General features: G+C 64.6%; 23 protein-coding genes. 8 read left to right on the top strand and 15 right to left on the bottom strand.

Annotated elements, in window-relative coordinates; all coding sequences use genetic code 11:
* Positions 1–38: 38 nt before the first annotated feature.
* From I6F33_RS14095 to I6F33_RS14085, 3 genes are read right to left on the bottom strand one after another with little or no spacing between them, the layout of a single operon-like run.
* The gene (locus tag I6F33_RS14095) at positions 39–968 is read right to left on the bottom strand and encodes an ABC transporter substrate-binding protein (RefSeq protein WP_225142967.1); all 930 of its coding nucleotides are present in this window, start codon (positions 966–968) and stop codon (positions 39–41) included.
* Positions 965–1,318 (bottom strand): cytochrome c, encoded by a 354-nt coding sequence (locus I6F33_RS14090; RefSeq protein ID WP_036007938.1) that lies wholly within the window; start codon positions 1,316–1,318, stop codon positions 965–967. The genes I6F33_RS14095 and I6F33_RS14090 overlap by 4 nt, the downstream gene beginning before the upstream one ends.
* 11 nt (positions 1,319–1,329) lie before the next feature.
* Positions 1,330–2,994: a methanol/ethanol family PQQ-dependent dehydrogenase gene (locus tag I6F33_RS14085; protein WP_036007936.1), complete on the bottom strand. Its 1,665-nt coding sequence runs from the start codon at positions 2,992–2,994 to the stop codon at positions 1,330–1,332.
* Positions 2,995–3,313: 319 nt separating this feature from the next.
* Here I6F33_RS14085 and I6F33_RS14080 point away from each other — a divergent pair, with 319 nt between their 5' ends.
* The 5 genes from I6F33_RS14080 to I6F33_RS14060 all read left to right on the top strand — a co-directional run bounded on the left by I6F33_RS14080 (position 3,314) and on the right by I6F33_RS14060 (position 6,013).
* Entirely contained in the window at positions 3,314–3,706 is a 393-nt protein-coding gene (locus tag I6F33_RS14080; protein ID WP_036007934.1) for an EF-hand domain-containing protein, read from the top strand.
* Positions 3,703–4,188, top strand: coding sequence for a hypothetical protein (locus I6F33_RS14075; protein ID WP_225127670.1), 486 nt, complete (start codon positions 3,703–3,705; stop codon positions 4,186–4,188). The genes I6F33_RS14080 and I6F33_RS14075 overlap by 4 nt, the downstream gene beginning before the upstream one ends.
* 218 nt (positions 4,189–4,406) lie before the next feature.
* On the top strand, positions 4,407–4,487 hold the full coding sequence (gene pqqA, locus I6F33_RS14070) for a pyrroloquinoline quinone precursor peptide PqqA (protein WP_008562446.1): 81 nt from the start codon (positions 4,407–4,409) through the stop codon (positions 4,485–4,487).
* 228 nt (positions 4,488–4,715) lie between these two features.
* The gene (locus I6F33_RS14065; protein ID WP_051056922.1) at positions 4,716–5,585 is read left to right on the top strand and encodes a hypothetical protein; all 870 of its coding nucleotides are present in this window, start codon (positions 4,716–4,718) and stop codon (positions 5,583–5,585) included.
* 218 nt (positions 5,586–5,803) lie between these two features.
* Positions 5,804–6,013, top strand: coding sequence for a hypothetical protein (locus I6F33_RS14060; RefSeq protein ID WP_036007926.1), 210 nt, complete (start codon positions 5,804–5,806; stop codon positions 6,011–6,013).
* A 22-nt stretch (positions 6,014–6,035) separates the two neighbouring features.
* Here I6F33_RS14060 and I6F33_RS14055 read toward each other — a convergent pair whose 3' ends face one another.
* From I6F33_RS14055 to I6F33_RS14035, 5 genes are read right to left on the bottom strand one after another with little or no spacing between them, the layout of a single operon-like run.
* Positions 6,036–6,383 carry a hypothetical protein gene (locus tag I6F33_RS14055; protein ID WP_085969007.1) on the bottom strand — a complete coding sequence of 116 codons (348 nt, stop codon included), beginning with the start codon at positions 6,381–6,383 and terminating at the stop codon, positions 6,036–6,038.
* A 25-nt stretch (positions 6,384–6,408) separates the two neighbouring features.
* Entirely contained in the window at positions 6,409–7,218 is an 810-nt protein-coding gene (locus I6F33_RS14050; RefSeq protein WP_036007988.1) for a pentapeptide repeat-containing protein, read from the bottom strand.
* A 47-nt stretch (positions 7,219–7,265) separates the two neighbouring features.
* Positions 7,266–7,994, bottom strand: a complete 729-nt coding sequence (locus tag I6F33_RS14045; RefSeq protein ID WP_225142965.1) for an ATP-binding cassette domain-containing protein — start codon at positions 7,992–7,994, stop codon at positions 7,266–7,268.
* Positions 7,984–8,721: an ABC transporter permease subunit gene (locus tag I6F33_RS14040; protein WP_225142963.1), complete on the bottom strand. Its 738-nt coding sequence runs from the start codon at positions 8,719–8,721 to the stop codon at positions 7,984–7,986. The genes I6F33_RS14045 and I6F33_RS14040 overlap by 11 nt, the downstream gene beginning before the upstream one ends.
* Before the next feature lies 1 nt (position 8,722).
* A complete protein-coding gene (locus tag I6F33_RS14035; protein ID WP_225112040.1) occupies positions 8,723–9,697 on the bottom strand; it encodes an ABC transporter substrate-binding protein in 975 nt (324 codons plus the stop codon).
* An 87-nt stretch (positions 9,698–9,784) separates the two neighbouring features.
* Here I6F33_RS14035 and I6F33_RS14030 point away from each other — a divergent pair, with 87 nt between their 5' ends.
* Positions 9,785–10,144, top strand: coding sequence for a hypothetical protein (locus I6F33_RS14030; protein WP_109142938.1), 360 nt, complete (start codon positions 9,785–9,787; stop codon positions 10,142–10,144).
* 203 nt (positions 10,145–10,347) lie between these two features.
* On the opposite strand, the gene I6F33_RS14025 is transcribed toward I6F33_RS14030, so the two are convergent.
* On the bottom strand, positions 10,348–11,166 hold the full coding sequence (locus tag I6F33_RS14025; protein ID WP_225112026.1) for a quinoprotein dehydrogenase-associated SoxYZ-like carrier: 819 nt from the start codon (positions 11,164–11,166) through the stop codon (positions 10,348–10,350).
* Positions 11,167–11,220: 54 nt separating this feature from the next.
* A complete protein-coding gene (locus tag I6F33_RS14020; RefSeq protein WP_225142956.1) occupies positions 11,221–12,144 on the bottom strand; it encodes a quinoprotein relay system zinc metallohydrolase 2 in 924 nt (307 codons plus the stop codon).
* Positions 12,145–12,270: 126 nt separating this feature from the next.
* Here I6F33_RS14020 and I6F33_RS14015 point away from each other — a divergent pair, with 126 nt between their 5' ends.
* A complete protein-coding gene (locus I6F33_RS14015) occupies positions 12,271–13,155 on the top strand; it encodes a substrate-binding domain-containing protein (protein ID WP_225142955.1) in 885 nt (294 codons plus the stop codon).
* A complete protein-coding gene (locus I6F33_RS14010; protein ID WP_225142954.1) occupies positions 13,152–13,712 on the top strand; it encodes a PQQ-dependent catabolism-associated CXXCW motif protein in 561 nt (186 codons plus the stop codon). Before I6F33_RS14015 ends, I6F33_RS14010 begins: the two co-directional genes overlap by 4 nt.
* A gap of 31 nt (positions 13,713–13,743) precedes the next feature.
* Here I6F33_RS14010 and I6F33_RS14005 read toward each other — a convergent pair whose 3' ends face one another.
* The 5 genes from I6F33_RS14005 to I6F33_RS13985 all read right to left on the bottom strand — a co-directional run bounded on the left by I6F33_RS14005 (position 13,744) and on the right by I6F33_RS13985 (position 17,410).
* Positions 13,744–14,046 carry a copper-binding protein gene (locus I6F33_RS14005; RefSeq protein WP_036007909.1) on the bottom strand — a complete coding sequence of 101 codons (303 nt, stop codon included), beginning with the start codon at positions 14,044–14,046 and terminating at the stop codon, positions 13,744–13,746.
* Positions 14,047–14,182: 136 nt separating this feature from the next.
* Positions 14,183–14,797: a hypothetical protein gene (locus I6F33_RS14000; RefSeq protein WP_225142953.1), complete on the bottom strand. Its 615-nt coding sequence runs from the start codon at positions 14,795–14,797 to the stop codon at positions 14,183–14,185.
* Complete coding sequence (locus tag I6F33_RS13995; RefSeq protein ID WP_225112021.1) at positions 14,794–15,642, bottom strand: ABC transporter permease; 849 nt, start codon at positions 15,640–15,642, stop codon at positions 14,794–14,796. Before I6F33_RS13995 ends, I6F33_RS14000 begins: the two co-directional genes overlap by 4 nt.
* Positions 15,639–16,445 (bottom strand): ABC transporter ATP-binding protein, encoded by an 807-nt coding sequence (locus I6F33_RS13990; protein ID WP_225142952.1) that lies wholly within the window; start codon positions 16,443–16,445, stop codon positions 15,639–15,641. Before I6F33_RS13990 ends, I6F33_RS13995 begins: the two co-directional genes overlap by 4 nt.
* Positions 16,442–17,410 carry a YVTN family beta-propeller repeat protein gene (locus tag I6F33_RS13985; RefSeq protein WP_225143216.1) on the bottom strand — a complete coding sequence of 323 codons (969 nt, stop codon included), beginning with the start codon at positions 17,408–17,410 and terminating at the stop codon, positions 16,442–16,444. The genes I6F33_RS13990 and I6F33_RS13985 overlap by 4 nt, the downstream gene beginning before the upstream one ends.
* Positions 17,411–17,414: the final 4 nt, after the last annotated feature.

Below are 17,414 nucleotides of genomic sequence, written 5' to 3'. Positions count from 1 at the left end.
GGCGCATTGGCTCGCACTGCGTTCGGGCCGCGGGAGCCTCACCGCTGGATGATCTTCGTCCAGACATCGCCGAGGATCGCGGGCTCGCGCGGCGGCAGATAGGTGAGGCCGGCCTGCTTGCCGAATTCGGCGATCTTGCCCGAAGCCGTGAGCTCAGTCAGCGCCTTGTTGACGGCCGCGATCAGCGCGCCATCGCTGGCGAGCCCGACATAGCCGCGATTGGCTCCGATCGGATAATAGTAGCCGGACGCCGTGATCGCCGTGTCCGGGTGCGCGGCGCGATGGGCGTCGAAGCGGGCAAGATCGATCAGCGTCGCGTCATGGTCGCCGCGCTCGAGTCCGCCGAGGAGATCGTCGCGGCCGGGGACGAGATGGGTGATGTTGTCGATCAGGCGCCCCTTGTCGAAGGTCATCAGGATGGCGTCGCCGAGCGATCCGCTTTCGATGGCGAGACGAAGGCCGGCGAGATCGCCGATGTCGCCGACCTTGCGCCCACGGGCCTTTGGCCCCAGCACCACCGTCATCGGCGAATAGATGTAGGGCTGGCTCGGCGCGAGCACGCCGAGCGGGACGCGGCGCCGCCGATCGTCGCGCGTGGCGCCGGCGAAACCCGGCAAGCGCGCCGTCTTCATCCCGGGTGCGACAAGCGAATCCTGCGTCAGCGCGTAGCCGCCGACCAGCGAGCAGCGCCCGTCCGAGAGCAACGCATTGGCCTCGAGCTGCGGGCTCGAATCCTCATCTAGCCTGCTCTCGAACCACTGGATCTTCAGCGGGCGTCCCATCCGCTCGGCGATCGCCTGCGCCAGCAGCACGTCGAAGCCGGCATCCGGCTTGTCGCGGCGATGCACCGAGAGCGGCGGCCGGTCCTCGTCGAGACAGACCTTCAGAGGATCGTCGGCTGCGAGAGCGACCGACGCCATCGCGGACAGAACGGCCGCAGCGCTCCAGGCAACGCGCCGGCCCCTCATGGCTTCCTCCGGCTGGAGACGAACGCCCAGAGGTTTCCGATCTCGTCGTCGCTGAGAATGTCGGCCCAGGGTGGCATCTTGTTGTTCTTGCCGTTCTTCACCGTGGTGACGAAGCGCGTCTTGTCGTCGGGAATGGCACGCAGATCCGGCGTGACGGTGCCGGAATTCATCAGATTGGGGCCGTGGCAGTGGGAGCATTTCGAGGCGTAGGTCGACTTACCATGGTCGATCTGCGCCTGCATGGTATTGCCGGTGGTGTCATCGGCGCGGGCGGTCGCCGCATGCGCGACCGAGAGCACCGCGACGGCGGCGATCATCGCCGCCGTCTTGTGAGAGATCACTTTCAGCATCGTACCCGTGTTTACTGCTTGACCGCAAAGACCCACAGCGAGCCGCCGGGCGGCACGTTGGCAAGCCGCTCGTCGCCGGAGAACAGCGAGTAGACGCCGCCATAGCCGCTCGTCACGGCGACATACTGCACGCCGTCCTGCTGCCAGGTCACCGGCTGTCCCTCGATGCCGGAGCCGGTCTGGAACTGCCAGAGCTTCTTGCCGGTGTCGGCGTCGAAGGCCTCGAACTCGCCGGTCAGCGCGCCAGAGAATACGACGCCTCCGGCCGTCGAGAGCACGCCGGAGAAGCGCGGAATGTCGCTCGGCGCTTCCCATTTCGATTTGCCGGTCATGGGATCGATAGCCTTGAGATGGCCGCGCGGCCCGTCGCCGTATTCCCAGAGGTCGGTCAGGTCCATGCCGAGGTACCATTCGCCCTGCTTGTAGGTGACCGGCTCGGTCTTGTACCTGCCGCCGAACGCGAGCGTGTTGGCATAGGCAAGGCCGGTCTGCGGATTGAACGACATCGGCTCCCAGTTCTTGCCGCCGAGGATCGAGGGATAGACCGTCACCTTCTTGCCCTCGCGTGCGTCCTTCGAGATGTCGGTCTCGATCGGACGTCCGGTCTTCATGTCGATGCCGGTCGCCCAATTCACCTTCACGTAAGGATTAGCCGCGAGCAGCTTCCCGTTGGTGCGGTCGAGCACGTAGAAGAAGCCGTTGCGGTTGGCATTCATCAGCGTCTTGGTTGGCTTGCCCTCGATGTTCACGTCGGCGAGCACCATCTCGGCCACGGCGTCGTAGTCGAACGGATTGTTCGGCGAGAACTGGTAGTGCCACTTGATCTTGCCGGTCTTGGGATCCAACGCCAGGACGGAGCAGGTGTAGAGATTGTCGCCGGGGCGCACCGCCGAGTTGAACGGGCCGGGATTGCCGGTGCCCCAATAGATCGTGTTCAGCTCGGGGTCATAAGAGCCGGTGATCCAGGTCGAGCCGCCGCCGAGCTTCCAGGTGTCGCCCTTCCAGGTGTCGCCGCCGGGCTCGTCCGGCGAGGGGATCGAGTGGGTTCGCCAGAGATGCTTGCCAGTCGCCGGATCCCAGCCGTCGATGAAGCCGCGGGTGCCGAATTCGGCGCCGGAAATGCCGGTGATGACGACGCCGTCGGCAACGAGCGGGGCCACCGTCATCGAATAGCCTTCCTTGATGTCGGCTGCCTTCTGCCGCCACAGCTCCTTGCCGTTCTTGGCGTCGATGGCAACCACGTGGGCATCGAGCGTCGTACGGAACAGCTTGCCCTCGTGAATCGCGACGCCGCGGTTAATGATGCCGCAGCAGACGATTCGCGGCGTCTCCGCCGGATATTCGATCTTGCTCTTCCAGATCTGCTTGCCGGTCTTGGCATCGACCGCCATCGTGGCATTGTGCGAGGTGACGTAGATGACGCCCTGATAGACGATTGGCTGTGATTCCTCGCTCCGATCGTCATTGAAGCTGTAATTCCAGATTGGGACGAGATTCTTGACCGTATCCTTGTTGATCTGCTTCAGCGTCGAGAAGCGCTGGAGATTGTAGCCCATTCCGTAATTGAGAACGTTCGATGTGTCGGTCGCACCCTTGACCAGCTGCTCGGTGGTTTGTGCATTTGCACAGGTTGACGCAAGCATGACGAGGCTCGCGGCCATCGCAAAGCGTTTCATCCGTTCCTCCCAAAATGCGCGCCTTTTGACGCTGCGGCTGCAACACTCCGTCGGAAACCAAAACGCGTCAATACGAAAGTCGTAACTGCCGTGCCGATATCGTCGGCGGTCACCTGACGGAAACCTGACAAAGGCAACTCCAAACTTGTGCGCAGACGCTGAGAAATTCCGCGACGCGAAGCACTATTGGGAGCAGGGCAATGCATCTCTACCGGTTGTGGCGCGCGCAAGTTGCAGGTCCGGACTTGAACCGAGGGCCGCTTGCGGGTTTATCTCGGCTCTGCCCCATTGATCTGGGGGCTATGTCAGGGAGGTCTCGATGATTTCGGCTCGCTCGATTGCCCTTGCACTTGTGATTGCACTTTCGGCCGGTCCGGCGTGGTCGGCCTCCGGCAATGCGGTCAAGTTGTTCGACACCGACAATGACGGCACGCTCGATCTTGCCGAGGTGAAGAAGGTGGCCGCCGCCTCGTTCGCAAAGCTCGATCCCGATCGCGACGGCACGCTCGATGCGCGCGAATTGCGTGGACGGTTGAGCGCGAAAGAACTCGCCGCGGCAGACCCCGACCGCGACGGGACCCTCACCCTCGACGAATATCTGTCGGTGGTCGAGCAGCGTTTCAACGCAGCCAATCCCGACAAGGATGGAACGCTGGATGCGAAGGAGCTGAATTCGCGTGCCGGGCGCGCGCTCGTACGATTGCTCCGGTGAAGCGCCGCAAGCGGAACGGGCATGACGGGCGTAACGTTTGCGATCATTCCGGCCTGACGCTCGGGAACATCGGGCTGCTCGGCCTGTTTCTCCGCATGTCCTGCCGGCGCCGGGGCTGCGCTGCGGGAGAAAAGGAGATGCAAATGAATACGAAGCGTTCCCTTCTTGCTGCCTGCGCAATCCTGACGCTGAGCGCCGGGGTTGCGGTCGCCGGTCCCTGCAACACCGGCAGCGCCAGCACCGACAAGACCGACAAGGATGCCGGTTCTGGCCCTGTCACCGTGGGCTCCGCGCAATCGCACACGTCCGGTTCGGCGAGCGATAGCAGCCAGCATCCGCCGACCAGCACGATGAACCGGGCCAGCGGTGAATCGCCGGCGTCGTCCGAGGATGCGCAGCGGCAAATGCAGAGCGAGCCGACGGCGGCTCAGCGCGCCGCGGGCGCCAAGCCGAATGCCGAAATGGCCGACAAGGACTGCTGACGGCACCGTTGTCGATTGGACGCGCGGTGCATTGCACAAGGCGGTGTCTCGCTGGTCGTGTTTGACCAGGAGGGAACTTGCTTTGTCCGAGAGAGAAATTGCGGCCGCGAAGTATCGGCACAGACGTGACGGCAGTCGAATCGAGGCTTGAACTGCACTCGACGCAGCCCTAGGTTTTTCGCCGCGCGATGTCGCGCTCAATACCTTGGGAGACCCGAATGGCTTGGAAAGCTCCGAAGATCGTGGAAGTGCCGGTCGGCATGGAAATCAACATGTACGCCTGCGCCTCGCGCAAGTAAGACCGACGACCTGCCGCGGCTTCAATGGCAAACGCCGTCGGAGCCGTGGCAGTGTCGGATCTGCGCCTCGCCGTGCTCCATGCTTTGCGGATCGCGCGAAAGCCGCACGTGGAGGGGCTTCAATTCTTTCCCCGCAAAATTTCGACCGTGCTCTGCGGCAGTGTGTTACGCTGACGCCCGGTCAGCGCTGCTGCCGCATCACAGCGGCGCGCGCCTTTGGGGCACGGGATGGGCGGCAGAGCCTGCAAGTTCTGGACGGTGATCGTGTGCGCGATCGTGCTGGCGCCGGCGCGCAGCAGCGCCGAGGCAGGTTTTGATACCGAGCACATCTTCGGCTTCATGATCGGCACCGATATCGGCAATGTCGGCGAGCGCGAATTCCAGACCCAGACGACGGGGCGCTTCGGCAAAGGCGGGGGCGCTTATCGCGCCCTTGAACATGAGGTCGAGATCGAGGTCGTGCCGCTGCCGAATTTTCGTGTCGAGGTCGGCGGCACCGCCAGCTTGCACCACATCACCGGCGTCCCTGATATCGACGACCGCCGCCAGTTCAACTTCCAGGGCATCTCGCTTGACCTGCGCTATCGCCTGCTCGACCGCGAGCGCGCACCATTCGGCTTCACGATTGCGGCCGAGCTCCACGGCGACCGCATCGACGAGACCAGCGGCGCGAAAGGGCGGATGTACGGCACCGAATTTACGCTCGCCTTCGATCGCGAACTCATTCCGAACTTCGCGATCGGCGCCCTCAACCTGATCTACCAGCCGGAATGGGCGCGCTTCGAGATTGGAGGGGCATCCGAGAAGAGCTCGACGATCGGGGCCGCGTTTGCCGGCCTGGTTCGCGTGCGGCCCAATGTGCTGCTTGGCGGCGAGATGCGCTACTTCCGGCAATATGAGGGCATCGGCCTTAGCGAGTTCTCAGGCCAGGCCCTGTTTGTCGGCCCCACCGCCTATTTCCAGCTCTCCGAGCGTTCCCGGCTCACCGCAAGCTGGAGCATGCAGGCCTGGGGGCGCCCGGCCGGCTCAGGCGGCAATCTCGACCTCGTCAATTTCGAGCGGCATCAGGCGCGATTGGTGTTCGGCGTGAACTTCTAACACGGAAGGTCGTCATGCTCGGGCTTCTCCCGGCTACGCGGCCGAAGCCGCTTCGGCGAGGCGACGGCCCGGGCATCCACGTTCTTTGTTCCACGAGGCAAGGCGTGGATGGCCGAGCCCGGCCATGACGAGGCTTCGGCGCTATGAAACTTCCCCCTCCTTCGCGCGTAGCTTCATGTGCTAATCTCTCCATCGCCCCCTTGCGAGAGGATCCCGGCATGAACCCGATTGACCTGGTGGTGACTGTGTGCGCGGTGCTCTCGCCTGCGACCTGCGAGGAGCGGCATCTGGTGTTCCACTATTCCGGGTCGCCGCGGCAATGCGCGATGGCCGCGCCGCCCTATATCGCGCAATGGGTCGGTGAGCATCCGAAGTGGCACGCGGTGAAGTGGCGCTGCGAATATCCGCACCCGAACGACAAGGCGTGAGCTGCCAGAATCGGTTCGAACGCTACTTGGTGCAGTCCTTCAGATCCTTGTCCGCAATCGAGAACACTGCATCCGCCTTGATCTCGATATCGCGGACGACGCACTGCCGTGCATTGGGGTAACTGACCCTGGCGTCGTAGCGGCCGGGCTCGACGCCGGTGATGCGCAACCGCTCGTCGTGGTCGACCTCCTTGTCCTTGTCATTCAGGCACTGGTTCGGACCCCAGTCGGTCTTGCCGGCGGGTGCGAGCTGGAAGCCGGAGATGGTCTCCGTCGTGAGATTCCAGAGCCTTATGCCCTTGCCCTTGGTCTGCGCGGCGGCTTCGCCGGCAAGCGTCAACAACGCGGTCAAAGCAAGAACCCCACGCATCAGCCAGTCCTCCCAAAGGGCGCCGTCATTCCCTGATCAGGCGCTCGCGGTTCTTTGCCTTGTCGAAATTCTTGGCGCGGTCAAGGCCGTTTGGTGCGATCAGCTTCGCCGAGACGAGATCGGCGCCGTCGAAATCGGCGTCGATGACGATGGCGCCGGTCAGATCGGCTCCGCCGAGTTGGGCGTTTTTCAGTGATGCGCCGCTCAGATCGGCGCCCCTGAGGACTGCGAATTCGAGGTCGACGCGCGACAAATCGGCGTTGCGCGCGTTCAGCCGTTCCAGCTTGGCGGATCTCAGCACCGCGCGCATCAGTCCCATCGACTGGTTGCGCATATCGGCGCCGAGATTCGCGTCCGCGATCGAGGCGCCGACCAGGCTTGCGCCGGTGAGGTCGGCAGCGATGCGCGCTCCTGACAGGTTCGCACCGTCGAGACGCGCGCGGGCCATTTGCGAGGCGAATAGATTGGCGCCCTTCAGGCTTGCGCCGGTAAGATCCGCATCCAGCAGCCACGCCTGATCGAGGATCGCACCGTCCAGCCGGGCGTCTCGAAGTATTGTCTTGTTGAGCCGCGCGGCGCGGAGAACCGTGTTGGACAGGTCCAGCCCCGAGAGATCGAGACCCGACAGGCGTTTGCCGGTGAAATCGGCAGGCTGCTTTGGGCTCGCTTTGGCCAACATGGCCTCGACCTCCGGCCTCGTCATTTCAGCCGAGACCATCGCGGGGGAGGTGAGGTCGACGCCACGCATCATGTCCTGCGCGCCCGCCGTCACCGCAACGAGTGCGAGGCTAAGCGCTGCAAGACCAAGCGTTGCGAAGGCGACTGTTCGTGTCATCATCAGCTCCGCCGCCCGCTAATCTAGCACGTCCGCCAGGCGACCGGCTATGAGGCATCTCGCTCAGTGCGGTCGCCTTGAGTTCGTTGCGCGAGGCCGGCCTTGATCGCCGCAATCTCGGCTTCGCCGCGTGTGTCGCGCGGGATGCCGATAGGCACCTCGGCCACGATCCGCGCTGGTCGCGGCGACAGGAAGAACAGCCGGTCGCCCAGGCGCACTGCATCGTCCAGGCTGTGTGTCACCAAAAGCGTCATCACCGGCCGGCTCGCGACGAGCGTTGCAATCTCATCGCGCAAGCGTCCGGCGAGAGCGTCATCGAGCGATGCCAACGGTTCGTCGAGCACCAGAATATCCGGCTCGACGGCAAAGGCGCGGGCGAGCGCCACGCGCCGGGCCAAACCCAGCGAGAGCTCACCGGGATAGTGGTCGCGATGCGCTTCCAGCTCCAAAATCCTGAAGAGCTCGGCGAGCCTGGCATCAGCGACATCGGGCGCAGCCAGCCGCACATTCTGCTCGACCGAGCGCCACGGCAGCAGGCGCGGCTCCTGGAACACCATGCCGATCCGTGCCTCCGCCGGTCGCGCGACGTGGCCCGCAAAGTCGTGGTCCAGTCCCAGGATGATACGCAGCATCGTGCTCTTGCCGCAGCCCGAGGGGCCGATCAGCACGCCGACCTCGCCGGATTGCAGCGCGAACGTGACGGGCGCCAGCACCTCGTGCGTTCCGCCCGCGGCACTCCTGAAAGTCTTGCCCGTGATATCGACCTCAAGCCGCACGGGGCCGCCACCTGTTTGCGCGGGCTTCGAACGGCTGCACCAGCAAGGTTTCTATGACGAGCACGACGGCGGCGAAGGTGAGGGAATAGGCCAGCAGCCGCGGCGTGTCGAACAGCTGGAAGGCGACGCCGATCTCGAAGCCGACGCCGTTCGGCCGCCCCAGCAGCTCGGCGACGAGCACGATCTTCCACACCAGCGACAGGCCGGAGCGGGCCGAGGCCGCGATATAGGGCGCCAGTTGCGGCAGCACGACGTGGCGGAAGGCGCGCCAGCGCCGCATTGCGAACACGCTCGCCATCTCGTCGAGCGAACGGTCGAGCGCGCGGGTGCCCTCGCGCAAGGTGACGATGGCGGTCGGCAGCTTGTTGATGGCGATCGCTGCGATCGCGGCGGCCTCGGTGAGGCCAGCCCAGATATAGGCCAGCACGATCACGACCAATGCGGGCAGGTTGAGCAGCAGGATCAGCCAGGGATCACCGAGCCGGTCGGCGAGCTTCACCCGGCCCATCAAATAGCCGATGGCACTGCCGAGCGACATCGCGAGTGTGAAGGCGAGCGCGACGCGCGCCAGCGTGGCGCCGAGATGCAGGAATAGCGCGCCGCTTGATGCTTCCGCGATCATCACCTGAAGCACCGCCGGCGGGGAGGGCAGCTTTGCGCCGCCGACCGCGAGCGCGGCGATCCACCAGATCGCGAGGAACAGGGCGAACGACAGCAGGCGCAGCACCTCAGTCTCCGGGGACTGCGTGATAGAAGGTGCCGGGATCGAGCTCGGCTGCGGGGCCGACGAGGTCGCGGCCGCCGATCTCGGCCAGCACGCGGTAGAGCACGCGCGCGTCCTTTTCCTCGTCATCGATGCTCCGGCGCGGAATGCCGTCGCTGTAGCGATCGCGGTAAGTCTTGAGCAGGGCGGGATCGGTCGTGCCGGTAAGCGGCGCGACCTTGTCCCAGGCCGCATCCGAGGTCGCCAGCAGTTCCTTGGCCTTGCGGGTCATCGCGATGAAGCGCGCGACTGCCTCCTTATGGCTCGCCGCCCAGCTCTCGTCGAAGACATAGCCGACCGCGGCGACCGCGCCTTTGGCGCCCAGCTTCGGCAAGATGTCCTCGATGCCGGTCAGGCGCCTGAAACCCTTGGCCTCGAGCTGGGCGCAGAAATTCCAGAAGTTGAGGCTCGCATCCATCTCGCCGTCCAGCGCCTTGGCGGCGATCAGCGGCGGGGCGCCGTAGACGATGGTTGCTTCCGATTTCAGGTCGACGCCGTCCTGCTTCATCCGCGCCTGCAGCAGCAGCCAGCTCTTGTCGATCGCCCCGCCGGCGACCGCGAGCTTGCGGCCCTTGAGGTCGGCGAGCGTCTTGATCGGCGATGAGGCCGGCACCATCACGGCGCCGAGCGCGCTGGAATAGGGATAGAAGGTGAGCTTCGCACCGAGCGTGCGCTCGCGCGACACCCACAGCCAGTCCGACAGGATGATGTCGGCGCTGCCGGCGCGCATCGCGATCTTGCCGGCCTCGGTGCTCGCGAGCTCGGTGACCTCCAGCGCCAGGCCGGCCTCCTTGTCGAGGCCGGCGCTTCGGATCGCGGCCAGCTCCCACGAGAATGTTCCGGTCTTCTGCACCGCAAGGCGGATTGTGTCCGCAGCGCCGGCAGGTGCGGCTAGCGCCAGCACCGTTGCGAGCGCCCAAATTCGCGCCAAAACTGTCATCACCTTGTGAGCCGTTTCCTCTGACAGAGTGCTTTTCAGCACAATACGCATAGCATAGCCTTGGTCGCAACCAGCGGGAGGACGCGCATGGATCTGGCCGGACGGCTACGACCGATTGTCGCCGCATTGACGGCGCTCGCTGCCAGCGTATGCGTGGCACGGGCCGAAGAGGCCAATGATTATCCCACCGCGGCGCGCGCGGAATACGTCTATGGCTGCATGAAGGCCAACGGCGAGACGCGCTCCGCGATCGAGCAATGTTCCTGCTCCATCGACGTGGTCGCCTCGATCATACCCTACGAGCGCTATGTTACCGCCGAGACCGCGCTCAGCATGTCGCAAGTGCGCGGCGATCTCGGCGTGCAGTTTCGCACCTCGGAGCAGGCCAACTCGGCGGTGAATGACTTAAGGCGCGCGCAGGCGGAAGCCGAGGTGAGGTGTTTTTAGCTATCGCGGCACAGACGGTGCGATCTTCCTTCTCCCCTTGTGGGAGAAGGTGGCGCGAAGCGCCGGATGAGGGGTTCTATCGGCATATTCCAGCATGAGAGGCAGGTGGGCGCGGAAACATACCCCTCACCCGTCTCGCCGCTACGCGGCGATCCACCCTCTCCCGCAAGGGGAGAGGGGGCTTCAGCGCAAGTCTGACGAAACTAAGTCCCCGGTTTCTCCACATCCCATTCATTGCGGAACACATGCCCGTCCGTATCCCGGGCCTCCGCACGAAAGCGCTTGGCGCCGTTGGAGACATAGGTGAAGCGCAGGTTGGGATCTTCCGAGATCGAGATGCCGCCTTCCATCGACAGCACGGGGCTGTCGTCCTGCGTCAATCTGAGCTGGTTGATGAAGAAGGCGGGGATATAGAGCTGCGTGACCTGGTCCATCTGCAGGCCGGAATTGTTGGGATGGCCGATCATGATCTGCGCTTCGCGCAGCCGGCTTGCCGGACCCTCTTCACGGGCGAATTGCCGGTAGCGCATCTGGCCGAGCCGGTTCTTGGCTTCCTCCACGTTCTTTGCAGCCGGCGCCGAGCAGCCGCCGGAGGCCTTCACATAGACTTTCGAGACGTAGAGCTGACCGTCGCTGAGCTCGGCGACCGCGTGCACGTCGGTGTAGTTGTTGACGCGCACACGGGTCGAGATTTCCGTGACATTGGCGTCCGGGCCGAGTTCGAACTTCGCGGCCATCGGCGCGGGATTGCGGTCGATCACCAGCGTGATCGAACGGATGCGTCTGCTGTCGCCGGGCGACAGCTTGCTGCGCAGCGTCACCGGCACGATGGCGGCATCCTCGGCGCGATAGGGCATCTCGATGCCGATGACCTCGGCGCCGTCGTTCATCGGCCGGTTGCTGAAGATGTCCTGCACCAGGCCCGGCCAGGGATCGTAGGCCTCGTCCGCCTGCGCCGGCACGGCAAAGGCGATGCCGAGGAGCAGGGCAATCAGGGGCAGGCGGCGTGTGCATGCCGTCATGGTCATGCTCCTCGGTTTAGGTGAAGCTGATCTCCTGCCAGCGTAGCGCGCCCGCTATTCCCATTCAATTTCCGAAAATGCTGCAGTTGCGTTGCGGGCGTTGTAGTCCTCGAACAGCTGCCAGTGCGGCCGCTCGTCCGCCGCCGCCTTGTCCGCAGCGGCGCGGATCGGCGCGCCCCTCTTGTTCAGGGCGCGGACGTCGGACAGCAGCGTTGACAGGTAACGTCGTTGATCGCTCAGCGCCGCTGGCCAGTCGCTCACAGGACCGTGACCGGGAACAACGCGCAGCGCCGGGATCGTCTCCAACTCTTTCAGCGTGGCGAGCCAGCCGCGAATGCTGCCGTCCATCACCGGAATGTGGCCGAGAAAGACGAGATCGCCGGCAAGCAGGGTTTTGGTGCTCTCGTCGAACACGGTCAGATCGTTGTCGCTGTGCCCGGCCGGCCAATCGCGCAAGGTCAAGCGGCGCGAGCCCAGATCGAGCGTGAGCGTGTCCGTTACGAGCAGGGTCGGCGGTACGATCTTCACGGGATCGATCAGCTCGGGGCCCATGAGGCGCCTGAAATTGTCGAGATAGAAGGGCCCGCGGCTCGCCAGCGCCTGCGGCAGCTTGCTGTGGCCGACGAAGCTGGTTCCCTCTGCCATGAAGGCAGCATTGCCGAAGACATGGTCGGGATGGCCATGGGTGTTGATGACATAGCGGATCGGCTTTTGCGTGCGCGCTCGTACCGCCGCCAGCAGCGCCTCGCCTTCGCGCAGGCTGCCGCCAGTGTCGATCACGGCCACCGCGTCACCTCCGATGATGAAGCCGATATTGGCGATGCCGCCTTCATTCTCGCGGCTCATCAGCGCTATGGCCCCGGAGTGTACGAAGATTCCCGGCGCGACTTCGCTCACAGGCAATTCGCCCGCCCCGGCGCGTGCTAGCGTAGCTGTTACCAGGGACAAGGCTGCGATCACGAGAGCGATGCGAGACACTTTTCCGCCTCAGTTCAAAGGATTGGCCTCATTGCACTGCAACAAAGCAAAGCCGGCAAAAGTTGGCACACGTGGCGCGTCATGCGTTGCATGGATTACATTCAAACAAAACGAGGAGGAAGCGCGATGACGCAGGCCGGACGACATCGTCGCTGGTGGTTTTCACTCTGGATCGTGATCGCATCGTGTGCCTATGGCGATCTCGCCATCGCGCAGACCAACGAGACCGGAGATCTCTCATTCGAGCTGGTCGACCCGAAGGTGCTGCGCGTCTGCGCCGACCCGCGCAACCTGCCGTTCTCGAACGAGAAGGGCGAGGGCTTCGAGAACAAGCTCGCCGAGTTTCTGGCGGACAAGCTGCAGAAGAAGCTGGACTACGTGTTCTTCCCGCAGGCCGCCGGCTTCGTGCGCATGACGTTGGGTGCGCATCGCTGCGACGTCATCATGGGCTACCCGCAGGGCGACGACCTCGTGCAGGGCACCAATCCCTACTACCGCACGACCTATGCACTGGTTGCCAAGACCGGTAGCGGGCTCGAGGACGTCGACACGCTGGAGGACGCACGCCTGAAAGGTAAGCATATCGGCATCGTCGCCGGCACGCCGCCGGCGACCAATATGGCGTTGGCAGGCCTGATGGGCGATGCAAAGCCCTATCAGCTGATGATCGACACGCGCTTCGACAATTCCGCGCGGGCGATGATCGACGACCTCGCTGCCGGCAAGATCGACGCCGGCGTGCTCTGGGGACCGATGGCCGGCTATTATGCGAAGAAAGCCGGCCCCTCGCTGCACGTCATGCCGCTGGTCAAGGAGACCACCGGGTCCAAGCTGGTCTATCGCATCGGCATGGGCGTGCGACCCGCCGACCAGAACTGGAAGCGGCAGCTCAACCGGGTGATCCAGGAGAACCAGGGCGAGATCAACAAGATCCTGCTCGATTTCGGCGTGCCGCTGCTGGACGAGAACAACCGGCCGCTCGGCGCGGAGACGGCCAAGAAGGCGCCATGAGCCGGCCGCTTGCCGCTGCGTTCGTCGTTGCCTTGCTCGTGGTCCCGGCGTCGGCGCAGCAGCAGGAGCCGTTCGAGCCCGAGGGATATCGTACCGACAATTATCGCGCGCCGGTGCCGGCGACGCTCGCTGGCGCGCGCGTGCTCACGACCGGCGAGGCGGAGGCGATCTGGCGTGCGAACAGCGGCACCTTCGTTGACGTGATGCCGCGCGCGCCGAAACCAAAGAACCTTCCTGTGAGCACGGTGTGGCGTGACGCGCCGCGCAGGAACATTCCGGGCAGCTTCTGGCTGCCGGACACCGGCTACGGCAACTTGCCGCCCGCCATGGACGATTATCTTCAGCGTGGCCTCGCGCGCGCCTCACGCGGCGACAAGGCCGCGCTGCTGGTGATCTATTGCCTCTCCGATTGCTGGATGTCCTGGAACGCGGCGAAGCGTGCGCTCGCTTACGGCTATGCCAACATCGCCTGGTATCCTGACGGCACCGACGGCTGGGAGGGCGCGAAGCTGCCGACGGAAGAGGCGCAGCCGGAGCCGCGGCCGGAGCAACATTGATGCAAGCAGGAGAGATCAGGCGCCAGCGCCGTTACTTCTGCTTCTGCAGCTTCGTCAAGGTGCCCGTACCGTTGGTCTCGGTCGCAGAATAGCTCACCCTGTCGCCGGCATGGACGGCATCCAGCATCGCCGCATCCTTGGCCTTGTACTCCTGGAGCGCGCCGGCGCTGCCTGTGCTGGCGCCGACCGTGCCCTTCTGGGTCTGCTGGATCGAAATCGTGCCGTTGAGCCGATCGATCCGCGTGATCATCCCCGTCATGTCGTCAGCAAAGGCGCTGGTTGCGAGCATGCTGAGGACCGCAGCGCCCGCAAACATGATTCTTGTGGTTCCCATCGAGGCCTCCCGACGTCTTGAGTTCACGTCGACAAGCCATCATAAATCGATTTGGTTCCGGCACATAGCGCGGCGAAAGGTTAACGTTGCCGGGGCGATTGCGGGAACTTTTCGTGAGCGGTCAGCGTAACTGACGCTATTCCATTTCCTGCTGGATGACGCGTCCGAGCGCGAACAGGCGCTGGTCGAGCGAGGTTGGAACCTCGCAGACGAAGCGCACCACCTTGTTACGGTCCTCGAAGATCCGGGTCTTCCAGATCAGCTCGTTGCTGAGCGCCTGGACCTTGGCCTCGTCACGCGGTGTGGCCCCTTGCAGGGCCTGGAGCTGAATTGCCTCCTCGCGGATCTTGTCGGCGGCATCGCGCTGCTTGCGGCTGACTCGCTCGAGTCCGTTCATGACCTGGGAGCGCTGGGCGTTGAGCGTGTCGAACAGGCCGGCGAACAGCAGCTTTGCGTTCGCGGTCTTGTCGGCAGCGGAACCGGCGAGAAACTCCTTCACCAGCTTTTCCGCCTCATCCAGTGGCGTCTTGCGCGCGGCCAGTTTCGCAACGAGCGCGCTGATCTTGGCGTCGTCCTTCCATCTGTTCTGGACGTCGTCGAGCGGCGGACCGCCCCACACGGCCGCCAGCGAGATCTCGGGCACCTTCGCCTGGGTGCACGGCCAGTCCGGATAGCGCGGATCGGCGGCGTGCGCCGTCGTGCTCGCGACAGCGAGCACCAGTAGAGAGGTGACCAGAACCCGAACAATCATCCTTCGCCTCCCGCAGGCCCGCGTCGCGCCAGCCCGCGCGAGGGATCATAGGCCAGGATCGCGCCGATCATGAAGACGATTGTGCAAGCAGCGACCACCGCCAGCGAGATCCAGTTGATCTGGCCATACAGCGCGAAACGGATCAGCTCGACCGCATGGGTGAACGGATTGGCCTCGCAGAGGTAATAGAGATAGGGGTTGCCCTCCTGCACCCGCCAGAGCGGGTAGAGCGCGGAGGAGGCGAAGAACATCGGGAAGATCACGAAGTTCATGACACCGGCGAAGTTCTCCAGCTGCTTGATGCCCGACGAGATCAGCATGCCGAGCGAGCCCAGCATCAGCCCCGACAGGATCAGCGCCGGCAGCACGGTGAGATAGCCCTGGGGCGGCGGGGTGATGTCCCAGAGCCAGGCGATCAGCAGGAACGCATAGACCTGGAGCAGCGATACCGCGGTGCCCGCGAGCAGCTTGCAGAACAACAGGAACCCCCGCGGCAGCGGGCTCACCAGGAGCGTGCGCATGTTGCCCATCTCGCGGTCATAAACCATCGAGAGCGAGGACTGCATGCCGTTGAAGAGCTGGATCATCGCCATCAGCCCGGGCGCGATATAGACCTCGTAGAGGATGTAGGTCTCGTAGGGCGGGATGATGGAGATGCCGAGCACCTGGCGGAAGCCGGCGGCGAAGATGAACAGCCACACCAGAGGCCGCACCAGCGCCGAGACGAAGCGTTCGCGCTGATGCAGGAAGCGCAGGCCCTCGCGCCAGACGATGCCGCTGAGGCAGGTCATGTACTCGGCGAACGAGAAGCCGCGCGGCGCCTCGCGCGTCGTGATGCTGCTCATGCGCCGCCTCCAGGCATGGTTTGTGCGCCGGTCAGGCGCATGAAGGCGGTGTTGACGTCCTGCGCGCCTGTTGCGGCGATGACGCGGCTCATCGGCCCCTGCGCCAGCACCTTGCCCTGGTGCAGCACCACGAGATCGTCACCGGGCATGATCTCGTCGAACAGGTGCGTGGCCCAGAGCACGCCGATGCCTTGCTCGGTCACGAGCTGGCGGACGTGGCTGATGATGTCGGCACGCGCCTTGACGTCGAGGCCGACGGTCGGCTCGTCGAGCAGCAAGAGGCGCGGCTGGTGCAGCAGCGCCCGGGCGATCTCCAGCCGCCGCATCTGTCCGCCCGAGAGGTCGCGCACCTTGCTTGCAGCGCGATCGGCAAGGCCGATGCGGCCGAGCAGCTCGGCGCTGCGCGCCGAGGCCTCGCGGCGGCCAATGCCGTGCAGGGCGGCGTGGTAGAGCAGGTTCTGCGTCAGCGACAGGTCGAGATCGAGCGTGCGCGGCTGGAATACGACCCCGAGCAGCCGCAGCGCCTCGCCGGGGCTCTTGCTGACGTCGTGCCCGAAAATGCCGACGCGGCCGGACTGGATGCCGAACAGCCGCGTGATCAGCGAGAACAGCGTGCTCTTGCCGGCGCCGTTGAGTCCCAGCAGCGCCGTGAAGCTCGCGGGCTGCACATTGAAGGACACGTCCATCAATGCGCGCCGCGGACCATAGGCATGGCTGACGCCGTCGATCGACAACGCCGGCACCGTGGCTCCTTCGGGTCTCGGCGTCTCCTGCGCTTCGGCGATCGGGGCGGGGCTGGTCATGGCGCGATCGCAACGCCCCAGGGCAGCTCGCCGACCTGAATGGTCTTGATCACCTTCTGCGCGGCGACGTCGATGACGGAGACGTCGTTCGACACACCGTTGGTGGTGAGCAAATATTTCTCGTCCGGCGTGAACGCCACGTGCCAGACCCGCTGCCCGACCAGGAGATATTTCGCCACCTTGCGCGAGGCGACGTCGACCACCGCGATGCGGTTGGCGGGGCCGAGCGCGACGAAAGCGGTCTTGTCGTCCCTGGTCATGCCGATGCCGACCGGCTGGATCGCCTCTTTGCGCAGGCCCGGGATCTCGAACGTGACCTTGCCGATCACCTCGTGCTTTTTGGGGTCGATGATCGAGACGGTGCCGCCGATCTCCGAGGACACCCATACCTCCGAAGAATCGTGCTTGTACTCGGCAAAACGCGGCCGCGCGTCCACCAGCACGTTGGCGACGATCTGGCGCGTGGCGGTGTCGATGAAATGCGCCATGTTGGTGGTTTCCGAGGTGTTGATCAGCGTCTTGCCGTCCGGACTGATGGTCATGCCCTCTGGCTCGACGCCGACCTGGATGTCGCCGAGCCGGGCGCGCTTTTCGAGGTCGATCACCGTCACCGTGTTGTCGTTCTCGTTGGCGACATAGAGCGTCTTGCCGGCGGCATCCTGCGCGAACAGCTCGGGGTCGGGTCCGGAGGGCAGGCTGTCCACCACGGTTTGCGTCTTGGCGTCGATCACCTGGATGGTGTCGTCGTCGCCGACCGCGACCATCACGAACTTGCCGTCGCGGGTAAGGTCGATGCCGCGCGGACGCTGGCCGACCTTGATGGTCTTGGTCACGGTCCAGCTGTCGGTATCGATCACCGAGACTGTATTGCTCTTCTCGTTCGAGACATAGGCGATGAACGCATGCGCTGGGGCTGCCGCCAGCGCCAATGCGGAGAGAAGTCCAACACGCCACATCCGCGACATCTGC

Origin of the sequence: Bradyrhizobium sp. BRP20 (genome assembly GCF_020194215.1) — a bacterium.
Lineage (GTDB): Bacteria > Pseudomonadota > Alphaproteobacteria > Rhizobiales > Xanthobacteraceae > Bradyrhizobium > Bradyrhizobium yuanmingense.
The sequence above is the reverse complement of the archived record's forward strand: the minus strand, read 5'-3'. Positions and strand labels throughout refer to the sequence as shown.